Origin of the sequence: Streptomyces sp. NPDC006552, assembly GCF_040611655.1 — a bacterium.
Lineage (GTDB): Bacteria > Actinomycetota > Actinomycetes > Streptomycetales > Streptomycetaceae > Streptomyces.
The window spans coordinates 1-22224 of record NZ_JBEXOS010000030.1; the positions used below are offsets into that span (position 1 = coordinate 1).

Annotated in this window: 23 protein-coding genes; 17 read left to right on the forward strand and 6 right to left on the reverse strand. The window is 71.5% G+C overall.

Translation table 11 applies throughout. The features are described 5' to 3' along the window. Nucleotides 1–119: 119 nt before the first annotated feature. On the forward strand, nt 120–455 hold the full coding sequence (locus ABZY33_RS18650) for a hypothetical protein (RefSeq protein WP_356492684.1): 336 nt from the start codon (nt 120–122) through the stop codon (nt 453–455). A 112-nt stretch (nt 456–567) separates the two neighbouring features. Continuing rightward, a complete protein-coding gene (locus ABZY33_RS18655; protein WP_356492685.1) occupies nt 568–1692 on the forward strand; it encodes an amidohydrolase family protein in 1125 nt (374 codons plus the stop codon). A gap of 30 nt (nt 1693–1722) precedes the next feature. Here the strand turns inward: ABZY33_RS18655 and ABZY33_RS18660 are convergent, their stop codons facing one another. From ABZY33_RS18660 to ABZY33_RS18670, 3 genes are all read right to left on the reverse strand, one after another. Further along, entirely contained in the window at nt 1723–2727 is a 1005-nt protein-coding gene (locus tag ABZY33_RS18660) for a COX15/CtaA family protein (RefSeq protein ID WP_356492686.1), read from the reverse strand. Nucleotides 2728–2817: 90 nt separating this feature from the next. After that, a complete protein-coding gene (locus ABZY33_RS18665; protein WP_356492687.1) occupies nt 2818–3585 on the reverse strand; it encodes an ABC transporter permease in 768 nt (255 codons plus the stop codon). After that, nucleotides 3582–4505, reverse strand: coding sequence for an ABC transporter ATP-binding protein (locus ABZY33_RS18670; protein ID WP_356492688.1), 924 nt, complete (start codon nt 4503–4505; stop codon nt 3582–3584). The genes ABZY33_RS18665 and ABZY33_RS18670 overlap by 4 nt, the downstream gene beginning before the upstream one ends. Before the next feature lie 212 nt (nt 4506–4717). Here ABZY33_RS18670 and ABZY33_RS18675 point away from each other — a divergent pair, with 212 nt between their 5' ends. The 12 genes from ABZY33_RS18675 (at nt 4718) to dapD (ending at nt 14946) form a co-directional block, all read left to right on the forward strand. After that, nucleotides 4718–5506, forward strand: a complete 789-nt coding sequence (locus ABZY33_RS18675; RefSeq protein WP_356492689.1) for an ArsR family transcriptional regulator — start codon at nt 4718–4720, stop codon at nt 5504–5506. Further along, nucleotides 5503–6927 carry a Fe-S cluster assembly protein SufB gene (gene sufB / locus ABZY33_RS18680; RefSeq protein WP_356492690.1) on the forward strand — a complete coding sequence of 475 codons (1425 nt, stop codon included), beginning with the start codon at nt 5503–5505 and terminating at the stop codon, nt 6925–6927. Before ABZY33_RS18675 ends, sufB begins: the two co-directional genes overlap by 4 nt. A 148-nt stretch (nt 6928–7075) precedes the next feature. Further along, on the forward strand, nt 7076–8209 hold the full coding sequence (sufD, locus tag ABZY33_RS18685) for a Fe-S cluster assembly protein SufD (protein ID WP_356492762.1): 1134 nt from the start codon (nt 7076–7078) through the stop codon (nt 8207–8209). Beyond that, a complete protein-coding gene (locus tag ABZY33_RS18690; protein ID WP_356492691.1) occupies nt 8209–8535 on the forward strand; it encodes a non-heme iron oxygenase ferredoxin subunit in 327 nt (108 codons plus the stop codon). Before sufD ends, ABZY33_RS18690 begins: the two co-directional genes overlap by 1 nt. 7 nt (nt 8536–8542) lie before the next feature. Then, nucleotides 8543–9307 (forward strand): Fe-S cluster assembly ATPase SufC, encoded by a 765-nt coding sequence (gene sufC, locus ABZY33_RS18695; protein WP_356492692.1) that lies wholly within the window; start codon nt 8543–8545, stop codon nt 9305–9307. Next, nucleotides 9304–10572 (forward strand): cysteine desulfurase, encoded by a 1269-nt coding sequence (locus ABZY33_RS18700; RefSeq protein WP_356492693.1) that lies wholly within the window; start codon nt 9304–9306, stop codon nt 10570–10572. The genes sufC and ABZY33_RS18700 overlap by 4 nt, the downstream gene beginning before the upstream one ends. Nucleotides 10573–10591: 19 nt before the next feature. Further along, nucleotides 10592–11050, forward strand: coding sequence for a Fe-S cluster assembly sulfur transfer protein SufU (gene sufU / locus ABZY33_RS18705; protein WP_356492694.1), 459 nt, complete (start codon nt 10592–10594; stop codon nt 11048–11050). Next, on the forward strand, nt 11047–11385 hold the full coding sequence (locus ABZY33_RS18710) for a metal-sulfur cluster assembly factor (protein ID WP_356492695.1): 339 nt from the start codon (nt 11047–11049) through the stop codon (nt 11383–11385). The genes sufU and ABZY33_RS18710 overlap by 4 nt, the downstream gene beginning before the upstream one ends. Nucleotides 11386–11671: 286 nt before the next feature. Next, the gene (locus ABZY33_RS18715; RefSeq protein WP_356492763.1) at nt 11672–12994 is read left to right on the forward strand and encodes a hypothetical protein; all 1323 of its coding nucleotides are present in this window, start codon (nt 11672–11674) and stop codon (nt 12992–12994) included. A 46-nt stretch (nt 12995–13040) separates the two neighbouring features. Then, nucleotides 13041–13361, forward strand: a complete 321-nt coding sequence (locus ABZY33_RS18720) for a multidrug efflux SMR transporter (RefSeq protein WP_356492696.1) — start codon at nt 13041–13043, stop codon at nt 13359–13361. Then, on the forward strand, nt 13361–13897 hold the full coding sequence (locus ABZY33_RS18725) for a TetR family transcriptional regulator (RefSeq protein WP_356492697.1): 537 nt from the start codon (nt 13361–13363) through the stop codon (nt 13895–13897). Before ABZY33_RS18720 ends, ABZY33_RS18725 begins: the two co-directional genes overlap by 1 nt. Before the next feature lie 59 nt (nt 13898–13956). Then, the gene (gene dapD / locus ABZY33_RS18730; RefSeq protein WP_356492698.1) at nt 13957–14946 is read left to right on the forward strand and encodes a 2,3,4,5-tetrahydropyridine-2,6-dicarboxylate N-succinyltransferase; all 990 of its coding nucleotides are present in this window, start codon (nt 13957–13959) and stop codon (nt 14944–14946) included. Nucleotides 14947–15010: 64 nt separating this feature from the next. Here dapD and ABZY33_RS18735 read toward each other — a convergent pair whose 3' ends face one another. Beyond that, nucleotides 15011–15385: a cupin domain-containing protein gene (locus ABZY33_RS18735; RefSeq protein WP_356492699.1), complete on the reverse strand. Its 375-nt coding sequence runs from the start codon at nt 15383–15385 to the stop codon at nt 15011–15013. 70 nt (nt 15386–15455) lie between these two features. On the opposite strand from ABZY33_RS18735, the gene ABZY33_RS18740 reads away from it, so the two are divergent. Beyond that, nucleotides 15456–15896 carry a MarR family transcriptional regulator gene (locus ABZY33_RS18740; protein WP_356492700.1) on the forward strand — a complete coding sequence of 147 codons (441 nt, stop codon included), beginning with the start codon at nt 15456–15458 and terminating at the stop codon, nt 15894–15896. A 59-nt stretch (nt 15897–15955) separates the two neighbouring features. On the opposite strand, the gene dapA is transcribed toward ABZY33_RS18740, so the two are convergent. Together dapA and ABZY33_RS18750 are read right to left on the reverse strand one after the other, a co-directional pair. Beyond that, nucleotides 15956–16849: a 4-hydroxy-tetrahydrodipicolinate synthase gene (gene dapA / locus ABZY33_RS18745; protein WP_356492701.1), complete on the reverse strand. Its 894-nt coding sequence runs from the start codon at nt 16847–16849 to the stop codon at nt 15956–15958. 75 nt (nt 16850–16924) lie between these two features. Further along, the gene (locus ABZY33_RS18750) at nt 16925–18775 is read right to left on the reverse strand and encodes an endonuclease/exonuclease/phosphatase family protein (RefSeq protein ID WP_356492702.1); all 1851 of its coding nucleotides are present in this window, start codon (nt 18773–18775) and stop codon (nt 16925–16927) included. A gap of 239 nt (nt 18776–19014) precedes the next feature. Here ABZY33_RS18750 and ABZY33_RS18755 point away from each other — a divergent pair, with 239 nt between their 5' ends. Beyond that, entirely contained in the window at nt 19015–20445 is a 1431-nt protein-coding gene (locus tag ABZY33_RS18755; RefSeq protein WP_356492703.1) for a hypothetical protein, read from the forward strand. Nucleotides 20446–20761: 316 nt separating this feature from the next. Then, complete coding sequence (locus ABZY33_RS18760) at nt 20762–22222, forward strand: alkaline phosphatase PhoX (RefSeq protein WP_356492704.1); 1461 nt, start codon at nt 20762–20764, stop codon at nt 22220–22222. The last annotated feature ends 2 nt before the right edge of the window (nt 22223–22224 follow it).

The window sequence follows — 22224 nt, forward strand, 5'->3', positions numbered from 1 at the left end:
GGTAGCCGTCGCCCGGCATGACCACGCCGTTCTCGCCCTGGATCGGCTCGATGATGACGAAGGCGGGCCACGCGCCCCACCCATCGCTTGTTCGGCTACTCGTCGGTAGCATCCTGCTCATGGCAGAGACTCAAGCGGTTGAGACGCCCCGCCGGGCGGCGAAGGACGAGCGCCGGGCGGCCCGGCTGGCCAAGGAGATCGGCGCGTTCGCCCGGGCGCACGGCGGCGCCGAGGGCCAGCTGGCCTACCTCGGGGAACGCGGCACCCGGATCGTCCTCGTCGGCGCGGACGGCGGCTGGGGCGACCTGGTGGCCACCACGTACGAGGTCGCCCAGAAGGCGGTCGAGCAGGCCGGCGTCACGGTCCACGAGAACTTCGACGGCGAGTTCGCCGCGAAGGTGGAGACCGGCCCGTACGAGTGGAAGCGGATGGCGGGCATCCAGCTCGGCGGCTGACGCCCGCGCGCGGGGCGATGGGCGCAGGTGTACGACGCGCGGCGGAGCAACACCCGGCGCCCGTCCACCCGTTAGGACTGACAGGAGTACGGTCCGTCAACGGGAGCCCCGGATGATCGAAACGCCGTCCCTGGTGGATCAGTACTGCCACGGGGTGCTGCGGACGGAGCTGGGTCTCGGCACGTTCGAGGCCCACCTCGGCCGGGGCGAGGGGCCGCCCGCCGCCGGCACCACCTTCTTCGACACCCAGACCGGCTTCGCGGTACGCCGCTGGTGCCCGCCCCTGCTCGGCCTGGAGCCGCACTGCGCCCCCGCCCACTACCTGGCCCGGCGCCGCGAACTCGGCGTCATGGAGGCCGGGCGGCGGCTGCTGCGCGGCAGCGGTATCACCACCTTCCTCGTCGACACCGGGCTGCCCGGCGATCTGACCGGCCCCGGCGAACTGGCCCGCGCCGCGGCGGCGGACGCGCACGAGATCGTCCGCCTCGAACTGCTGGCCGAGCAGGTCGCGGACACCTCGGGAACCGTCGAGTCCTTCCTCGCGAACCTCGCCGAATCGGTGCACGCCGCGGCCGCGGGCGCGGTCGCCTTCACCTCGGTCGCCGGCGTACGCCACGGGCTCGCCCTCGCGCCGCAGCCGCCGGGCCCGGGCGAGGTGCGGGGCGCCGCGGGCCGCTGGCTCGCGGGACGCATGGTGGGCGGCAGCCTCAGGGACCCGGTCCTGCTGCGCCACCTGCTGTGGATCGCGGTGGCCTCGGGCCGCCCGCTCCAGCTCCACGCGGGGCTCGGCGGGCCCGGCCCGCGCGCCGCGGGGACGGACCCGGTCCTGCTGACCGACTTCGCCCGCGCCACGGCCGGTCTGGGCACCGACCTCGTCCTGCTGCACGGCTACCCCTACCACCGGCACGCCGCGCACCTGGCCGGACTCTTCCCGCACGTCTACGCGGATCTGGGCCCGGCCCTCGCCCGGACCGGGGCCCGGGCCGCGGCCGTGCTAGCGGAGGTCCTCGAACTGGCCCCGTTCGGCAAGCTGCTGTTCTCCAGCGGGGCGCACGGCATCCCGGAGCTGCACGTGGTGGGCGCCCGCCTCTTCCGCGACGCGCTGGCCCGGGTGCTCGGCGGCTGGGTGGCCGAGGGCGCCTGGTGCCTCGGGGACGCGCAGCGGGTGGCGACGATGATCGCGGCGGGGACGGCGGGCCGGGTCTACGGGCTCGACGTCACGGGCCCGGGCGGCTGACCGCCGGGCGGGGCGGGGCGGCGCACCGCGTCAGACGGCCGAGAGCTCCGGGTCCGACTGCGCCGGGATCTCCGCCGTGGTGCGGGGGCGCTCCCGCAGCGACAGCGCGATGCGCAGGACGCCGATCCAGACCAGCGCCGAACCGAGCATGTGCAGGCCGACCAGGACCTCGGGCAGATCCGTGAAGTACTGGACGTAGCCGATGACGCCCTGTGCGAGCAGGATCAGGAACAGGTCGCGGGTGCGGTGCAGCGGCCCCTTGGGGGCGTCGACGGCCTTCAGGACGAACCAGAGGGCGAAGGTCAGCGTCACCACGATCCAGGCCAGGACCGCGTGGCCCTTGGCGACCGTCTCCCAGTCCAGCGGCATCCGGTGGACGTCGCTGGAGTCGCCGGCGTGCGGGCCGGCGCCGGTCACCACGGTGCCGACGGCGACGAGCAGGGCGGTCGCCGCGAGCAGGAACCAGACGAGCTGCTTGATCGCGGCGCCGACCAGCGGACGCGGCGCCGTGTCGCCCTCCTGGGTGCGCTGCCACATCACCACAGCGACCGTGAGGAGGGCCGTCGTCAGGATGAAGTGGGCGGCGACCGTGTAGGGGTTGAGGCCGACCAGGACGACGATGCCGCCGAGCACCGCGTTGCCCATGACGATCCAGAACTGGGCCCAGCCGAGCCGGGTCAGCGAGCGCCGCCACGGCTTCTCGGAGCGGGCGGCGATGATGGCCCAGCCGACCGCGGCGCACAGCACGTAGGTCAGCATGCGGTTGCCGAACTCGATGGCTCCGTGGAAGCCCATCTCGCTCGTCGCGGTCAGCGAGCCGTCGGTGCACTTGGGCCAGGTCGGGCAGCCGAGGCCCGATCCGGTCAGGCGCACCGCGCCGCCGGTCACGACGATGACCACCGTCATGACGACGGCGGAGAGCGCCGCCCGCCGGACGGTCCGCGGCGTGGGGGTCCAGCGCGCGGCGATGAAGGCGAGCGGGTTGCGGATCGCCTGGACGGCGTCGGCGCGGGTCACGTTTGGCACGCGCCCCATCGTAGGGGGCCGCTTGTGCACCGCTTCACGAGGGGGACGTAAGTGCGCCAACTGTGACGCCCGTTACGGCCCGTACGGGCGCGCGAGCGCTCACTCCCAGCGGAAGAACCAGCCCGCCGCGCCGAGGCCCACGACCGCCCAGACCGCCAGGATGCCCAGGTCGCCCCAGGGCAGGGCGGCGCCGTGCTGGAGGACGTCGCGCAGCCCGTCGGAGAGCGCGGAGATGGGCAGCAGGCCCAGCACCGACTGGACGGTGCCGGGAAACTTGTCGAGCGGCACGATGACGCCGCCGCCCACGAGCAGGAGCAGGAAGACCAGGTTGGCCGCGGCGAGCGTGGCCTCCGCCTTGAGGGTGCCGGCCATGAGCAGGCCGAGACCGGAGAAGGCGGCGGTGCCGAGGACCAGCAGAAGCAGCACCGCGAACGGGTTGCCGTGCGGCGACCAGCCGAGCGCGAGGGCGATGACCGTCAGGAGGACGACCTGGAGGACCTCGGTGACCAGGACCGAGAGCGTCTTGGCGGTCATCAGGGCCCAGCGGGGGAGCGGGGAGGCGCCGAGCCGCTTGAGGACGCCGTAGCGGCGCTCGAAGCCGGTGGCGATGGCCTGGCCGGTGAAGGCCGTCGACATCACGGCGAGCGCGAGGATGCCCGGCGCCAGGAAGTCGACCGCCTTGCCGGAACCGGTGTCCACGATGTCGACCGCGGAGAACAGGACCAGCAGGAGGGTGGGGATGACGACCGTGAGCAGCAGCTGCTCGCCGTTGCGCAGCAGCATCTTCGTCTCGAACGCCGCCTGCGCCGCGATCATGCGGGGGAGCGGGGCGGCTCCGGGAGCGGGGGCGTACGTACCGGCGGTCATCCGCGCAGCTCCTTGCCGGTCAATTCCAGAAAGACGTCTTCGAGGGTGTGCCGTTCGACGGAGATCCGGTCCGGCATCACGCCGTGCTGGGCGCACCAGGAGGTGACTGTCGCGAGGAGCTGCGGGTCGACCTTGCCGGCCACGCGGTACGAACCCGGGGTGAGTTCGACGGCGGCGGAGTCGGCGGGCAGGGCCTTGAGCAGCGAGGCCACGTCCAGGCCGGGGCGGCCGGAGAAGCGCAGTGTGTTCTCGGCGCCGCCGCGGCACAGCTCCTCCGGGGTGCCCCGGGCGATGACCTTGCCGGCATCGACGATGGCGACGGCGTCGGCGAGCTGTTCGGCCTCGTCCATGTGGTGGGTGGTCAGGACGGCCGAGACCCCGTCGGCGCGCAGCTCCCGGACCAGGTCCCAGGTGGCACGGCGGGCCTGCGGGTCGAGCCCCGCGGTCGGCTCGTCGAGGAAGACCAGCTCGGGCCGGCCGACCACGGCCATCGCCAGGGCGAGGCGCTGCTGCTGGCCGCCGGAGAGCCGCCGGTAGGCCGTACGGCCGCAGCCGCCGAGCCCGAGGCGCTCGATGAGGGCGTCCACGTCGAGGGGGTGGGCGTGCAGCTTCGCGATGTGGCGGAGCATCTCGTCGGCGCGGGCGCCGGAGTAGACGCCGCCGGACTGGAGCATCACGCCGATCCGGGGACGCAGCTCGGCGGACTGTTTCACCGGGTCGAGACCGAGGACGCGGACGGTGCCGGAGTCCGGCCTGCGGTAGCCCTCGCAGGTCTCGACGGTGGTGGTCTTGCCCGCGCCGTTCGGGCCGAGGACGGCCGTGATGCCGGGGCCGGTCTCCAGGTCGAGGCCGTCGACCGCGGTCTTGTCTCCGTACCGCTTCACCAGACTCGTGATCCGGACGACGGGATCGCTTCGCATGGTGGGCAAGTCTAGGGACGGCCCGCCGCTCGCGGGTCGCCGGGTCGACCGGACCCGAAACCTGCGCAGGCCGGCGGCGGTCCGATCGATCAAAGATCGTTTGCGCAGGTCACACCCCGTACTTACTTAGGTTCGCCTAAGTGATGTACGGCACCGGGGGTTGATCAACACTCCGCTTGTCAGGCTCTGAGGAATTACGCAACAATGGCGTTGTGAAATACGTCGGCGAGACTCAGGAGGCACCCATGGGGGCTCCTCAGGAAGAGCTCGCGGCAGGGCTGCGCTCGGACCGCTCGACGCGCAACCGTGTCGCGCGGTCCATCCTGGACCACGGCCCGTCCACCGTCACCGATCTCGCCGGCCGCCTCGGGCTCACCCAGGCCGCCGTCCGCCGCCATCTCGACGCCCTCGTCGCCGACGACGTCGTCGTGGCACGGGAGCAGCGGGTCTACGGAGCGCGCACGCGCGGGCGCCCCGCCAAGGTGTTCGCCCTGACCGACTGCGGCCGCGACGCCTTCGACCAGTCCTACGACAAGCTCGCCGCGGACGCGCTGCGCTGGATCCAGGAGCAGCCCGGCGGGGACGGCGCACTCGTCGCCTTCGCCCGCGCCCGCCTCGCCGCCCAGGCCGCCGGATACCGCGCAGCGGTCGAGGGCGCGCCGCCCGGCGGCCGCACCGCGGCGCTGGCCAGGGCGCTGAGCGCGGACGGGTACGCTGCTACGGCGCGCAGCGCGCCCCTGCCGCAACAGGGCGAGCAGCTCTGCCAGCACCACTGCCCGGTCGCCCACGTCGCCGAGCAGTTCCCGCAGCTGTGCGAGGCCGAGACGGAGATGTTCTCGCAGCTCCTCGGCACGCACGTGCAGCGGCTTGCCACCATCGCCCACGGCGACGGCGTCTGCACGACGTTCATCCCGCAGAGCGGTGTGACGAACGCTGTGGAGACCACCCCTAAGACCGATACCAACGCATCTGCACGCACCGCCGGGAGGAACCCCGCATGACGCTCCCCATCGAGGAGACTGCCCACCCCGAGCTCGAGGGTCTGGGCAAGTACGAATACGGCTGGGCGGACTCCGACACGGCCGGTGCCTCTGCCAGGCGCGGTATCAACGAGGACGTCGTCAAGGACATCTCCGGCAAGAAGTCCGAGCCGGAGTGGATGACCAAGCTCCGCCTCAAGGGCCTCAAGCTCTTCGGCAAGAAGCCCATGCCGAACTGGGGCTCGGACCTGTCGGGGATCGACTTCGACAACATCAAGTACTTCGTGCGCTCCACGGAGAAGCAGGCGGAGTCCTGGGAGGACCTGCCCGAGGACATCAAGAACACGTACGACAAGCTCGGCATCCCCGAGGCGGAGAAGCAGCGCCTCGTCGCCGGTGTCGCGGCCCAGTACGAGTCCGAGGTCGTCTACCACCAGATCCGTGAGGACCTGGAGGAGCAGGGCGTCATCTTCCTCGACACCGACACCGCCCTGAAGCAGCACCCGGAGCTCTTCAAGGAGTACTTCGGGACCGTCATCCCGGCCGGCGACAACAAGTTCGCCGCGCTGAACACCGCCGTGTGGTCGGGTGGCTCCTTCATCTACGTGCCGAAGGGCGTGCACGTGGAGATCCCGCTCCAGGCCTACTTCCGTATCAACACGGAGAACATGGGCCAGTTCGAGCGGACGCTGATCATCGTCGACGAGGACGCCTACGTCCACTACGTCGAGGGCTGCACCGCGCCGATCTACAAGAGCGACTCGCTGCACTCCGCGGTCGTCGAGATCATCGTCAAGAAGGGCGCCCGCTGCCGTTACACGACCATCCAGAACTGGTCGAACAACGTCTACAACCTGGTCACCAAGCGCGCCGTGGCGTACGAGGGCGCGACCATGGAGTGGATCGACGGCAACATCGGCTCCAAGGTCACCATGAAGTACCCGGCCGTCTACCTGATGGGCGAGCACGCCAAGGGCGAGACCCTGTCCATCGCCTTCGCGGGCGAGGGCCAGCACCAGGACGCCGGCTCCAAGATGGTCCACATGGCGCCGAACACGTCGTCGAACATCGTCTCGAAGTCCGTGGCGCGCGGCGGCGGCCGTACCTCCTACCGCGGTCTCGTCGAGATCGGCGAGGGCGCTGCGGGCTCGAAGTCGAACGTGCTGTGCGACGCGCTGCTCGTCGACACCATCTCCCGCTCCGACACCTACCCCTACGTCGACGTCCGCGAGGACGACGTCTCCATGGGGCACGAGGCGACCGTCTCCAAGGTCTCCGAGGACCAGCTCTTCTACCTGATGAGCCGCGGCCTGAGCGAGTTCGAGGCCATGGCGATGATCGTGCGCGGCTTCGTCGAGCCGATCGCCAAGGAGCTGCCCATGGAGTACGCGCTCGAGCTCAACCGGCTGATCGAGCTCCAGATGGAGGGATCGGTCGGCTGACCTCGGCCGCCTGATCCACCCGTCAAGCCACTTACGTAAGAAAGCGAGCACTACGACAGCCATGGCTGAGGCTCAGAACTCCCCCAAGCTCTCGAATGGACTCGAGCAGGGGGGACCCCCATCCGCGGGGTCCACGGCCGCGGGCGCCATCGCGGTGGCCGCCGAGTCGACCGTCGCCACGCGCATGAGCGCGCCCCCCTCCTTCGACGTGCAGGACTTCCCGGTCCCGCACGGCCGTGAGGAGGAGTGGCGGTTCACCCCGCTGGAGCGGCTGCGCGGCCTGCACGACGGCACCGCGACCGCCACCGGCACCGGCGTCAAGGTCGACGTGGAGGCGCCGGCCGGCGTCTCCGTGACGGCCGTCGGCCGGGACGACGCGCGGGTCGGCAAGGCGGGCACGCCCGTCGACCGCGTCGCCGCGCAGGCCTACTCCTCGTTCGAGCAGGCGTCCGTCGTCTCCGTGCCCAAGGAGACGGTGCTCTCCGAGCCGATCCGCATCCGTGTGCACGGTGAGGGCGGGGTGGCCTACGGCCACCAGGTCATCGAGCTGGGCGCCTTCGCCGAGGCCGTCGTCGTCATCGACCACACCGGTGACGCGGTGCTCGCCGCCAACGTCGACTACCTCCTCGGCGACGGCGCCAAGCTGACCGTCGTCTCCGTCCAGGACTGGGACGACAAGGCCGTCCACGTCGCCCAGCACAACGCGCTGGTCGGCCGGGACGCCTCCTTCAAGTCCGTCGTCGTCACCTTCGGCGGCGACGTGGTCCGCCTGCACCCGCGCGTGCGGTACGCGGCCACCGGCGGCGAGGCTGAGCTGTTCGGCCTCTACTTCACCAACGCGGGCCAGCACCAGGAGCACCGCCTCCTGGTCGACCACAACACCCCGCACTGCACGTCGAACGTCGTCTACAAGGGCGCGCTCCAGGGCGAGGCCGCGCACGCCGTGTGGATCGGCGACGTCCTCATCGAGGCCGCCGCCGAAGGCACGGACACCTACGAGATGAACCGGAACCTGGTTCTGACCGACGGTGCCCGCGTCGACTCCGTGCCGAACCTGGAGATCGAGACCGGCGAGATCGTCGGCGCCGGTCACGCCTCCGCCACCGGCCGCTTCGACGACGAGCAGCTGTTCTACCTGATGGCCCGCGGCATCCCCGCCGACGAGGCGCGCCGCCTGGTCGTGCGCGGCTTCTTCGCCGAGCTGGTCCAGCAGATCGGTGTCCCGGACATCGAGGAGCGGCTGCTCGCGAAGATCGCCACCGAGCTGGAGGCGTCGGTCTGATGACGGACCCGACCTTCCTGCGCGCCTGCGGGCTGAGCGAGCTGGAGGACTCCACCCCCAAGCGGGTGGAGCTCGACGGCACGCCGGTCTCGGTCGTCCGCACCGAGGGCGAGGTGTTCGCGATCAACGACCTCTGCAGCCACGCGAACGTATCGCTCTCCGAAGGCGAGGTGGAGGACTGCCAGATCGAGTGCTGGCTGCACGGCAGCGCCTTCGACCTCCGCACCGGCAAGCCGTCCGGCCTTCCCGCGACGCGCCCCGTCCCCGTATACCCCGTAAAGATCGAAGGGGACGATGTGCTCGTCTCCCTCACCCAGGAGTCCTGAGGCACCCATGGCAACGCTTGAAATCCGAGACCTGCACGTCACCGTCGAGGCCGACAACGCCACGAAGGAGATCCTCAAGGGCGTCGACCTCACCGTGAAGCAGGGCGAGACGCACGCCATCATGGGCCCCAACGGCTCCGGCAAGTCGACCCTCGCCTACTCCATCGCGGGTCACCCCAAGTACACGATCACGCAGGGCACCGTCACCCTCGACGGCGAGGACGTCCTGGAGATGTCCGTCGACGAGCGCGCCCGCGCCGGCATGTTCCTCGCCATGCAGTACCCGGTCGAGGTCCCCGGCGTCTCGGTCTCCAACTTCCTGCGCTCCTCGGCGACCGCGATCCGCGGCGAGGCCCCCAAGCTGCGCACCTGGGTGAAGGAGGTCAAGGGTGCGATGGAGACGCTCCAGATGGACCCCGCCTTCGCCGAGCGCAACGTGAACGAGGGCTTCTCCGGCGGTGAGAAGAAGCGCCACGAGATCCTCCAGATGGAGCTTCTCAAGCCGAAGATCGCGATCCTCGACGAGACCGACTCCGGCCTCGACGTCGACGCCCTGCGCCAGGTCTCGGACGGCGTCAACCGCGTCCGCGACACCGGCGAGGTCGGCACCCTGCTGATCACGCACTACACGCGCATCCTGCGCTACATCAAGCCGGACTTCGTGCACGTCTTCTCGGCGGGCCGCATCGTCGAGTCCGGCGGCCCCGAGCTGGCCGACACCCTCGAGGCCGAAGGCTACGAGAAGTACACGAAGGGTGGCGCATCCGCGTGACAGTGGCCCACCAGGGGCTTTCCGGCCTCCTCGACACCGAGGCGATCCGCAAGGACTTCCCGATCCTGGATCGCACGATCCACGACGGCAAGAAGCTCGTGTATCTGGACAACGCGGCGACGTCCCAGACGCCGCGCCAGGTGCTCGACGTGCTCAACGAGTACTACGAGCAGCACAACGCGAACGTCCACCGAGGCGTGCACGTCCTCGCCGAGGAGGCCACGGCGCTCTACGAGGGCGCCCGCGACAAGGTGGCCGCGTTCATCAACGCGCCCAGCCGCGACGAGGTCATCTTCACGAAGAACGCCTCGGAGTCGCTCAACCTGGTCGCGAACATGCTGGGCTGGGCGGACGAGCCGTACAAGGTCGACCACGAGACCGAGATCGTCATCACGGAGATGGAGCACCACTCCAACATCGTTCCGTGGCAGCTGCTCTCGCAGCGCACCGGCGCGAAGCTGAAGTGGTTCGGCCTGACCGACGACGGCCGGCTCGATCTGTCGAACATCAACGAGATCATCACCGAGAAGACGAAGATCGTCTCGTTCGTGCTCGTCTCGAACATCCTCGGTACCCACAACCCGGTCGAGGCCATCGTGCGCCGCGCCCAGGAGGTGGGCGCGCTCGTCCTCGTCGACGCCTCGCAGGCCGCGCCGCACATGCCGCTGGACGTGCAGGCGCTCCAGGCCGACTTCGTGGCCTTCACCGGCCACAAGATGTGCGGCCCGACCGGCATCGGCGTGCTCTGGGGACGCCAGGAGCTCCTGGAGGACCTGCCGCCGTTCCTCGGCGGCGGCGAGATGATCGAGACCGTGTCGATGAACTCGTCGACGTACGCGCCCGCGCCGCACAAGTTCGAGGCCGGCACACCGCCGATCTCGCAGGCGATCGGCCTCGGCGCGGCGATCGACTACCTGAGCGCGATCGGCATGGAGAACGTCCTGCGGCACGAGCAGGCGCTCACCGAGTACGCCGTGCGGCGCTTCCACGAGGTCCCGGACCTGAGGATCATCGGCCCGACGACGGCCGAGGAGCGCGGCGCCGCGATCTCCTTCACGCTGGGTGACATCCACCCGCACGACGTGGGCCAGGTCCTGGACGAGCAGGGCATCGCGGTCCGGGTCGGCCACCACTGCGCGCGGCCGGTCTGCCTGCGGTACGGAATTCCTGCGACCACGCGGGCGTCGTTCTATCTGTACTCCACGCCGGGCGAGATCGACGCTCTGGTCGACGGCCTGGAGCACGTACGGAACTTCTTCGGGTAGCGGGCAGGACGGGTCACTGATGAAGCTGGATTCCATGTACCAGGAAGTCATCCTGGACCACTACAAGCACCCGCACGGGCGTGGCCTGCGCGACGGCGACGCCGAGGTGCACCACGTGAATCCCACGTGCGGCGACGAGATCACGCTGCGTGTGAAGTACGCCGGCGAGACCATCGAGGACATCAGCTACGAGGGGCAGGGCTGTTCGATCAGCCAGGCGTCGGCCTCCGTACTGAACGACCTGCTGGTCGGCAAGGAGCTGCCGGACGCGCGGAGGGTCCAGGAGACCTTCCTGGAGCTGATGCAGTCCAGGGGGCAGATCGAGCCGGACGACGCGATGGAGGAGATCCTCGACGACGCGGTCGCGTTCGCCGGGGTCTCCAAGTACCCGGCCCGAGTCAAGTGCGCCCTCCTGAGCTGGATGGCGTGGAAGGACGCGACGGCGCAAGCTTTCGCGGAGGAGGCGAAGAGCGCATGAGTGAGAGCACAGCAGTGGAGATGAAGCCGGCCTCCGAGGAGGAGGTCCGCGAGGCGCTGTACGACGTCGTCGACCCCGAGCTGGGCATCGACGTCGTGAACCTGGGCCTGATCTACGGCATCCACGTCGACGACGCGAACATCGCGACGATCGACATGACGCTGACGTCGGCGGCCTGCCCGCTGACCGACGTCATCGAGGACCAGGCCAAGTCCGCCACCGACGGCATCGTCAACGAGCTGCGGATCAACTGGGTCTGGATGCCGCCGTGGGGCCCGGACAAGATCACCGACGACGGTCGCGAGCAGTTGCGCGCGCTCGGCTTCAACGTCTGATCCAGCGCCGCCAGGAGCGCGGGGAACCGCGCGCTCGGCCCACGAAGAGCCGCGGACGCGTCTGCTCATGTCACGAGCGGACGCGTCCGCGGCTTTCTGTGGCTGAGCGCGCGGTTCCCCGCGCCCCTGGCCGCGCTCTGTTCGGCCCCCGTACGCACGCTCGACACTCCCCGTTGGCACGTGGAGCGGAGCCTTCCGTCGACAGCAGGTCGACGAAGGAGTCCCAGTGCCGCACCCTTTCCCGCATCCGCGCCGCACGGCACTCGCCGCCACCGGTGGCCTGCTCATGCTGGCCGTCGGCCTCCCCGCAAGCGCCGCCGTCTCCGCCACACCGACCATCTCCCTGTCGGCCGCTTACCTGAGCGGAGCGGTCGGCGGGGTCGCCGACCCGGCCGTCACCGTGAAGATCGCCCAGAGCGGCACCGACGCCTCCGCGCTGACCGTCACCGCGACCGCCAGCAGCAGGACGTCCGTCGCCCAGACCGGTGACGTGACCGTCAGCGGCACCGGGGCGACCCGCACCGTGTCGGTCGCCGCCCGCGGCCAGGGCTACACCGACCTGACGCTGAAGGTGACCGGATCCGGCGGGGCGTCGGCCACCACCAAGCTGCACTACGCGGCCTCGAAGGCGGTGCAGAACGCCGCAGCCGCCCGCTACCTCACGGGCACCAGCGACGCGTCCGCCGCCGTCGACGTGGGCGGCGGCTACGTCGTCGTGGCGGACGACGAGTCGAACGTGCTGCGGCTGTACGACGGCGCGGTCTCCGGCGCCCCGGTGAAGACCTGGGACCTGTCCGCCAAGATCGGCGCGGACAAGGAGATCGACATCGAGGGCGCCACCCGCGTCGGCAACCTCATCTACTGGACCGGCTCGCTCGGCAACAACAAGGACGGCGAGTACAAGGCCGACCGCGACACCGTCTTCACGACGACGGTCAGCGGCTCCGGCACCGGAACGCAGCTCACCTACGCGCACGCCTACAAGAAGTTGCGGGACGAACTCGTCGACTGGGACGAGGAGAACGACGACCACTACGGGTTCGCCGCCGGGACCGCGGACGGCGAGGCGCCCAAGCAGATCGACGGGTTCAACGTAGAGGGCCTGGAGTTCGCGCCCGGCTCCACCACCACCGCGTACGTCGGCTTCCGCGCGCCGCTCGTCCCGCCGAAGGGCGGTGGCAAGGGGCTGATCGTGCCCGTCACCAACATGGACAAGGTGGTGGCGAGCGGGGCGTCCCCGGTCTTCGGTACGCCCATCGAACTGGACCTGGGCGGGCTCGCCGTGCGCGACATTCGCAAGAACGCGGCGAACCAGTACCTGATCGTGGCCGGCAGCTGGGCCGCCGACGACAACTCCGACCCCTACGCCCTGTACCGGTGGGACGGCGTCGCCGGGCACACGCCCGTCAAGGCCCTCGACCTGCCCACCACGGACCCGGGTGGCTGGGAGGCGGTCGTCTCGGTGCCGGACCTCTCCGTGCCCGGTCAGCGCGTTCAGCTGATCACCGACAGCGGCTCCGCCGATCTGTACGGCGACGGCACCGAGGCGAAGGACCTCGACCACGACGAGTGGAAGAAGTCGCGGGCGGCGTGGTTCACGCTCCCGTAGGCGCCGTTATGTACGGGTGTACGCAACGATAGGTACACTCGTACGCATGGGATACGTGCTGCTTGCGGGGGCCATCGCCGCGGAGGTGGCCGCCACGACCGCCATGAAGTACAGCGAGGGCTTCAGCAGGCTGTGGCCCTCGCTCGTCACCGTCGCCGGGTACGTGATCGCGTTCGCGCTGCTCGCGCAGACGCTGAAGACCGTGCAGATGGGGACCGCGTACGCGATCTGGGCGGGCGCCGGCACCGCTGTCATCGCCGCGATCGGCATGATCTTCCTCGGGGAGGGGCTCAGCGTCGCCAAGGTCGCCGGGATCGTCTGCGTCATCGGCGGCGTCGTGCTGCTGAACCTGGGCGGAGCCCACTGATGCCCCGGCGCTACGACCCCGAGCGGCGCCAGCGGATCATCGACGCCGCGATCCGGGTGGTGGGGGCGAAGGGGCTCGGCGGGCTCAGCCACCGCAGCGTCGCCGCCGAGGCCGATGTACCGCTGGGGTCGACGACGTACCACTTCGCGACGCTCGACGAGCTGATGGTGGCCGCGCTGCGCCAGGCCAACGAGGGGTTCGCCAAGGTCGTCGCCGCGCGCGGCGCCTTCCAGGAGCCGGCGCGCGATCTGGCCGACGAGCTGGCCGGGCTGCTCGGCGAGTGGCTGGCGGGGGAGCGGATCGGCGTGGAGCTGGAGTACGAGCTGTACCTCGCGGCCCTGCGCCGCCCCGCGCTGCGGCCGGTCGCCGCCGAGTGGTGCCAGGACCTCGCGGGCCCCCTGGCGGAGCGCACGGACCCGGTCACGGCCCGCGCGCTGGTCGCCCTCATGGACGGGATCTGCTTGCAGGTGCTGCTGACGGGCGGGGAGTACGACGCGGCCTACGCGCGCGAGATGCTGGGCCGGCTCATTTCGTAGCCCGAGACGCGACGGGGGTGGGTTGGCCTCGGTGACCCCGGGCCGGTTAGGTTGCCCTCATGACCGACACGACTGCTACTCGTTCCACCGGCGCCGTCGCCGCAGGCCTGGCCACCGTCGCCGCCGACGGCACCGTTCTCGACACCTGGTTCCCCGCGCCCGAGCTGGTGGCCGAGCCCGGCCCGGCCGGGTCCGAGCGGCTCTCCGCCGAGCGGGCCGTCGAGCTGCTCGGCGAGGGTGCCGCCAAGGCGGTCGGGCCGGACGCCCGGCGCGGTGTCGAGGTCGTGGCCGTGCGCACGGTCATCGGCTCCCTCGACGACAAGCCGCTCGACGCGCACGACGTGTACCTGCGCCTGCACCTGCTCAGCCACCGCCTGGTCCAGCCGCACGGCCTGAACCTGGACGGCCAGTTCGGCTTCCTCGCCAACGTGGCCTGGACCTCGCTCGGCCCGGTCGCCGTCGACGACGTCGAGAAGGTCCGCCTGAACGCCCGTGCCGAGGGGCTGCACCTCCAGGTGACGTCCGTCGACAAGTTCCCGCGGATGACCGACTATGTCGTCCCCAAGGGCGTGCGCATCGCCGACGCCGACCGGGTCCGTCTCGGCGCGCACCTCGCCGCGGGCACCACGGTCATGCACGAGGGCTTCGTGAACTTCAACGCGGGCACGCTCGGCACGTCGATGGTCGAGGGCCGCATCTCCGCGGGCGTCGTCATCGGCGACGGTTCCGACATCGGCGGCGGCGCCTCCACCATGGGCACGCTCTCCGGCGGCGGCAACGTCCGCATCGTCATCGGCGAGCGGTGCCTCATCGGCGCCGAGGCGGGGGTCGGCATCGCGCTGGGCGACGAGTGCGTGGTCGAGGCGGGCCTCTACGTCACGGCCGGCACCCGCGTGACGATGCCCGACGGCCAGATCGTCAAGGCCCGCGAACTCTCCGGCGCGTCCAACATCCTCTTCCGCCGGAACTCGGTGACGGGCACGGTGGAGGCTCGTCCGAACAACGCGGTGTGGGGCGGGCTGAACGAGATCCTGCACAGCCACAACTAGGGCCCGTCCGGCACTTCCCGTCGCCGCCCCGCGCGTTTCGCAGGGCTGCGGCGACCGCGGCACGTCACCGCGCCCACGGTGGTGCGAGCGTGCTGCCGTCGGGCAGTTCCGCGGTGAGGCCCGCCCGGGTCGTGACCCAGATGTGAGCGGGCTGGTCGCCGGGGTTGGCGACTCCGAGTGCGGAGCCGGCGGGTGCCACCGCCGCGTCCCCGGCGCTGAGTTCGGCGGCCTCGCCGTCGATGGTGAGCCGGAAGCGGCCGGTGAGGACGTAGAACGTCTCCTCGGCGCTGATCGTGTGGGTCGGCCCCGACATGGCGGCCGGGAGTTCGACGCGCCAGGCGGCGAGGTCCCGGCTGCCGGTGGCCGGGCGGACGTAGGAAACGAACCGGCCGCCGTGGATCTCGTGCACGACGGCCTCGGCGCTGCGAATGAAGGGCATGTCTCCGCCTCGATCTCGACAAGCTGCTTGTCCATGTAGACAAGCAGCTTGTCGGGTTATAGTCAAGGTCATGGACGACGCCCTGGTTTTCTCCGCGCTGGTGCTGGCTCTCTCCGGACAGCTCGTGCAGGAGATCCATACCGCTGTGGCCCAGCAGGGGTACGAGGAGCTGCGACCCGCGCACGGGTTCGCCTTCGCCCGCATCTCCGCGGGCGGCGCCACCACGGCCGACCTGGCCGCGCACCTGGGCGTGACCAAGCAGGCCGCCGCCCAGCTGGTCGAGGAGCTGGTCCGCAAGGGGTATGTGGAGCGGCAGCCGCATCCGCACGACGCCCGTGCCCGCCTCCTGGCGCTGACCGAGACCGGCCGGGCCGCCACGCGCGCCGCCGACCGCGCGGCCCGGGCCGCCGTCGCGCCGTGGCGCGAGGCGCTGGGCGAGGCCCGCTTCGGCGAACTGGTCGCCGACCTGACCCGCCTCGCGCCGCAGGGACCCGTCCGCCCTGCCTGGTAGCCGCCGGCCCCGGAGCCGTCAGGCCGGAGCGCCCGGTCCCGCTGCCTTGTGCCTGCGGCTCACGCCGCGCTCACCAGTGCGTCGTGGGCCGCCCGCAGCCGCGTCACCGTCGGCGCGTCGGCGGGGAGGAGCGGGGCACGGACCGGGCCGCCGCCCGGGAGGGACAGGTCGGCGAGGAGGGCCTTGGCGGTGACCGCGCCCGGCAGGCCCGCGGACATCATCAACTCCGTCAGGGGGATCGTGAGTTGTTGGTGGCGGGCGGCCAGGGCCGTGTCGCCCGCGTCGTACGCGTCGATGATCGCCCGGAACGCGCCGGGCACCGCGTTCGCGACCGTCGAGACGTACCCCGCGCCGCCCAGCGCGTAGAGCGCGAGGACGTACTCGTCGCAGCCCGTGTAGTACGCGAGGTCCGTCGCGGCCATGACCTTCTGGGTGCCCAGCAGGTCGTACGCGCAGTCCTTGACCGCGGCGATGCGCGGGTGCGCGGCCAGGCGCAACAGCGTGTCCGGCTCGATGCGGACGCCGGTGCGGGCGGGGATGTCGTAGACCATCACCGGCAGCTCCGTGGCGTCCGCCAGCGCCCACAGGTGCGCCGCGATCGCGTCCTGCGGCGGGCGGCTGTAGGCGGGCGCGGTCGCCAGCAGGCCGTCCGCACCCGCCCGTTCGGCCGCGCGCGCCAGGTCGAGCGTGTGGCGGGTGTCGGACGTGCCGACGCCGGTGAGGACGGACGCCCGCCCGTCGACCGCCTCCCGCACCGCCCGCACCAGCTCCGTCTTCTCCGTGTCCGACGTGGTGGGGGACTCGCCCGTGGTCCCGGACAGCACGAGGCCGTCGCAGCCCTCGGTGACGAGCCGGTCCGCCAGCTTCTGCGCGGCGTCCAGGTCGAGGGCGCCGGTCCCGGTGAAGGGCGTGACCATGGCGCACAGGGCGCGGCCGAGGTTCGTGTTGCTCATGGAAGCAGTGTCGGCCGCCCCACCGTGCGGCTCCACTTAAATCTGCTACAGCGTCAGGCGGAGCAACGCTGAAGGTTACGGACGCACCCGCAGCACCTGCGGGTCGTGGTCGCTGATCTGGTCGTGGAACTCGCTGTTGATATGCACGCTGTCGTAGCGGAACGCGCCCTTCTTGCGGATCGACGGGCTGATCAGGATCTGGTCGAGGACCTGGCTGTTGCCCTGGTAGTCGTAGGTGTACCGCTCCTCGCGCGGCAGGGACTTGATCGCCGACCAGAGCGCGCCGCCCGCCTCCAGGCGCTGCGCCGTACCGGAGAACTCGAAGTCGTTGATGTCGCCGAGCACGATGACGTCGGCGCTCCGCTGGACCTTCAGGACCGACTTCACGAAGGAGTTCACGGACTCCGCCTGCGCGTGGCGCTGGGTCTCCGAGCTGCGCGCCGGCGGCTGGTACTGCGAGGTCAGGCCCTGGTCGCCGCCCTTGGAGGCGAAGTGGTTGGCGACGACGATGACGTGCTTGCCCCGGAAGGTGAACTCGCCCGCAAGCGGCTTGCGGCTGTTCAGCCAGGCCGCGTTCGCCGGGTCGATCCGGCCGGGCGAGGCGGTGAGCGCGGCGCGGCCGTGCTCGCGGGTCACGCCGACGGCCGTGGTGGCGTCGCCGCCCGCGCGGTCCGTGAAGGAGACGCGCTCGGGGTTGAAGAGGAACGCCTGGCGGATGTTGCCGCCGGGCTCGCCGCCGTCCTGCTTGTCCTGGGGGTCGATGGAGCGCCACGCGTAGCGGGGCCCGCCCGCCGCGACGATCGCGTCGGTCAGCTTGGTGAGCGTCACGTCGGCGGCGACCGTGCCGTCGTCCTTCGCGCCGTTGTTGTCCTGGATCTCCTCCAGGGAGACGATGTCGGGCGACTTCAGGTGGTCGACGATCGCCGCCGCGTGCTCCTCGAAGGTGGCGTCGGTCGGGTCCAGGTTCTCGACGTTGTACGTCGCCACGGCCAGCTCGCCGCGCCCCTGCGCCCGGGTCGTCTCGCGGCCTGGGCCGGTCTCCCGCAGCGTGCCCATCTCCCGTGCCACCAGCGTGTATCCGCCGAACTGGTTGAAGTCGAGCGGCCCCTCGGTCCGGCCGGCCAGCACGTCGCCGACGTCCGCCGCGGGGAAGTCCGCGACCGCGCCGAGCGACTGGATCTGGAGGCGGCCGGTGTTCTGCGAGGTGTACGAGCCGTACCGGGTGCCGCCGCGGGCGGTCGGGTGCTCACCGGGCTTGACCGTGACCCACAGCTCCGCGTACGGGTCGGTGGCGGTGACCACGCGCGAGGAGCCGATGCGTATGTTCTCGCCCTCCAGGGACTCGTAGTAGTCCAGGGCGTACTTCGTGGGCCGCAGGGTCAGACCGTTGACCGAGCCGCCGGCCGCCGGGTCGCCGGCGGGCGCGTAGGCGGCCGGGACCGACTGCGCGTCGACCGTCGTCACCGGCACCTCGTTGCCGGTGGAGACCACGGTCACCGTCGGCTTGGTGAGCTCGGTGAGCGACTGGTTGCCGGACGAGGCGCCGCCGGGCACGTACTCGGAGACCGTGCCCGCCACGGTCACCGCGTCGCCCGGGCGCACGGCCGGGGACGAGCCGGTGAAGACGAAGACGCCCTCACTGGTGGCGGGGTCGTCGTCGGGCGCGGTGTCCTGGAGCCAGAAGCCCCGGGAGGAGCCGTACGTCCTGACCGCGGTCACCACCCCGGCCACGCCCGCCACCTGCTGACCGGCGAGCGGGGAGGTCCGGGTGGTGCCCTGGATGTCGTGGACGGCGACGGTGGCCGCGTGCGCCGGACCCGTCACCGCCACGGCGTAGGAGGCGCAACACGCGGTGGCGACGGTGAGCGCGGCGAGGCGGGAGCGGGAGAACACAGCGGACGCGGGGTGCGCGGACTTGCTCGGCAAGGGAATCCCTCCGGGGACGTGCGAGTGGCGAGCGCCGGGACGAGGGGCGGGCTGCCTGGTTCTCCAGGCTCGGTACGCTTTCTACGCGCGTCAATCTCTGTCCTGAGCCCGGGAGTTGTCAAGGTTTCGCGGGCGACCTGGGGGCGACCGGAACCTGACGGGTACATGAACCGGACGACACCGGGCCGAATCCGTCTAGGCTGAGCGGTCGCACCGTATGTCCTGAGGAGATTCAGCCGATGTCAGACAGCTCCCCCCTGCCGCCGGTCCGGCTGCCCGCCGAAGCGGAGCTGGCGCGGGACGCCCTCGCCACCCCGCTCCTGTCCCGCGCGGTGCGGCTCGCCCGCTGGGCCGGGCCCGCCACCCGGGTCGGCGCCGGCGGCGAACTCGCCGAGGAGCAGCTGCCCGCCGCCGTGGCCGAGCTGGGCCTGACCGACGACGAGGACGGTGACGCGTACGCGAGCGAGGCGTGGAACGTCGCGGTCGACACCGGTCTGGTCGAGGTCGTGGACGAGGAGGAGGGCACCGTCACCGCAGGCGAGGAGCTCGCCACCGTCACCGACGGCACACCCGCGGACGTGCTCGCCCTGTGGCTCGGCGCGCTCGACACGGCCCTGGCCGACGCCACCGTGCCCGACCTCGACGACCTCGCGGACGTCCTGGAGGAGAGCGGCGAGATCGACTTCTCGCAGCTCGACTGGGACCCCGAGGCGGAGGCCGAGTTCCTGGAGGGCGTGCTCGGCAATCTGTACCTGCTGACCGTCACCGAGGGCGGCGCGGCCGACGGACCCGTGCCGCTGCCCGCGCTCGCCGCGTCGATGATCGTCCCTGACGACATGGGGGAGCCCAGCGACGACATCCTGGAACAGGTCTCGGACGCGATGATGCGGCTCGACGACCAGTTCCGGCTGCTCGAACCGGTGGGCCTCGTGGAGTTCCAGCCGGTCGACGAGGCGCTGCTGGCCGAGGCCGACGAGCCGGCCGCCGAGCCCGTCGACGAGTCCGACGTCGCCCGGTACGGCATGGTGCGGCTCACCCCGCTCGGCCTGTTCGGCATCCGCTCCCGGCTGCTGGAGGCCGGCGTGGCCGCCCCGGCCGTCGGCGACCTCGTCGACAAGGGCGCGGACGCGCTGCTCGACGGCGTCTCCGCGTTCCCGCAGGCGGCCGCGCAGGCCGAGATCGAGCAGTGGCTGGCGCGGCGCGAACCGCTGGACTCGGCGCGGGAGTTGCTGGCCGCGGCCCGCGGCGCCGACGCGGGCGCGCCGCTGCGCAGGCTCCGCTGCCAGCAGGCGCTCTCGCTGGCCGGCCCGGCGGCCGAGCCGGCGCTGCGCGAGGTCCTCGACGACGCCGAGCTGGGCGGCCTCGCCCGGGTCTGGCTCGCCGAGCACGGCGCGGCGGACGTGCCCGCGCCCTCGCAGGACCTGGTCTTCTGGCTGACCGTCGACACGATCGCCGCGCAGCTCGCCCTGGAGGGCAACTCGGACGAGCTCCAGGGCCTGGTCGAGGGGCTCGCCGCACAGCACAGCGGGTTCTTCTCGGCGGCCTGGCGGGTGGAGCACCCCGCCACGGCCGACGTCCTGGAGGCGATGGGGCGCCTGCACCCGGACAAGAAGGTGGCCAAGGAGGCACGTAAGGCGGCCTTCAAAGCGCGGTCCGCCTCCGGCGGTTGAGCGGCTCCCTGGGAAGGGGCGTCGAGGAGCGCCCGGTTCAGGGGCGCGGGGAACTGCGCGACCAGCCACGTACGAGCCGCAGGCGCCGTGTGACCTCACGAGGCAAGGGCGTCCGCGCACCGGTGGGGCTGAGCGCGCCGTTCCCCGCGCCCCTTTCGGGGTCCCCGCGGGTTCACGGATGTCATGGAAGCGGGTCCCTCGACGTCGGGCGGTGTTCAACCGCCGTTCAGACGCGGACGGGAACGTGTGGCCGGAAACAGGGTCCGTGACCCCACCCGGCCCCGCCCCCGTTCACCGTCAGCAGGAGACAGCCACCATGTCACTCACTCGCAGGGACTTCGCCGTACGCTCCGCCGCCACCGGCGCGGGCGTCGCCCTGGCCGGGTCCGTCGGCGCCCTCGCCACGGCGCCGGGCGCGCTCGCCGCCACCGACGACGCGGACCGCCACGGCGACCACGGCGACCACGATGGCCACCACGGGGGGCACCACGGCGCCGGGTACGGCCCGCTGCGCTCCGACCCCAAGAGCATCCTCGCGCTGCCCGCCGGATTCTCGTACAAGATCATCACGTACTGCGGGAAGACAAAGTTGGAGTCCGGCGAGTTCACGCCGTCCAACCACGACGGCACATCCACCTTCGAGGGGCCGCGCGGCACCACCCTGCTCGTCAACAACCACGAGCTGGCCGGCGCCCGCGCCGACTGGCCGCACCCGGTGCCGCTCACCGAGGGCCTGGTCTACGACCCCATGGCGGCGGGCGGCTGCACCGTCGTCGAGGTCCGCCGCGGCGGCGAGGTCGCCGAGTGGGTCGGCATCGCCGGCACCGCGACCAACTGCGCGGGCGGCAACACCCCCTGGGGCACCTGGCTGACCTGCGAGGAGACCGAGGACAAGGCCGGCAAGAACGGCTTCACCAAGGACCACGGCTACGTCTTCGAGGTCGACCCCGCCGACCGCCGCGCCAACCGCGCCCCGAAGCCGATCAAGGCCCTGGGCCGCTACGCCCACGAGGCCGTCGTCGTCGACCCCAAGCGCGGCCACCTGTACCTCACCGAGGACGCCTCGGGCCCCAACGGCCTGCTCTACCGCTGGGTGCCGCCGCACGGCTTCCACCACGGCCGCGGCAAGCTGCGCACCCTCGCCGACGACGCGGGCGTGCTCCAGGCGTTCAAGTGCTTCGACTCCGGCGGCCGGTTCGTCGACGACCTCTCCCGCGCCACGAAGACCGGCACCGTCTACGGCGTGGACTGGGTGGACGTCCCCGACCGCGACGCGAAGGCGGTCTCCACGCGCAAGCAGTTCAAGGACGGCGAGGTCACCCGCGCCCGCAAGCTGGAGGGCATGTGGTGGGCCGACGGCGGCACCTACATCGTCGCCTCGTTCGCCCGTGACGAGAGCCCCGTCGCCCACGACGGACAGGTCTGGTTCTACGACCCCAAGCGCCGCACCCTCACCCTGAAGGTGCTGCTCGGCGTCAACCCCGACCCCTCCGTGGACGGCGCCCTCGACGGCCCGGACAACATCACCGTCTCTCCCTACGGCGGCCTGGTCATCGCCGAGGACGGCGAGGGCGTCCAGCACCTGTTCGGCGCGACCGAGCGCGGCACGACGTACCCGATCGCGCGCAACGAGCTGAACATCGGCACCGCGGAGGACCCGGAGTACAGCGAGTTCACCGGCGTCACCTTCTCGCCCGACGGGCACACCCTCTACGCCAACATCCAGACGCCCGGCATCATGCTGGCCATCACCGGCCCCTGGAAGCGCCAGCGCTGACG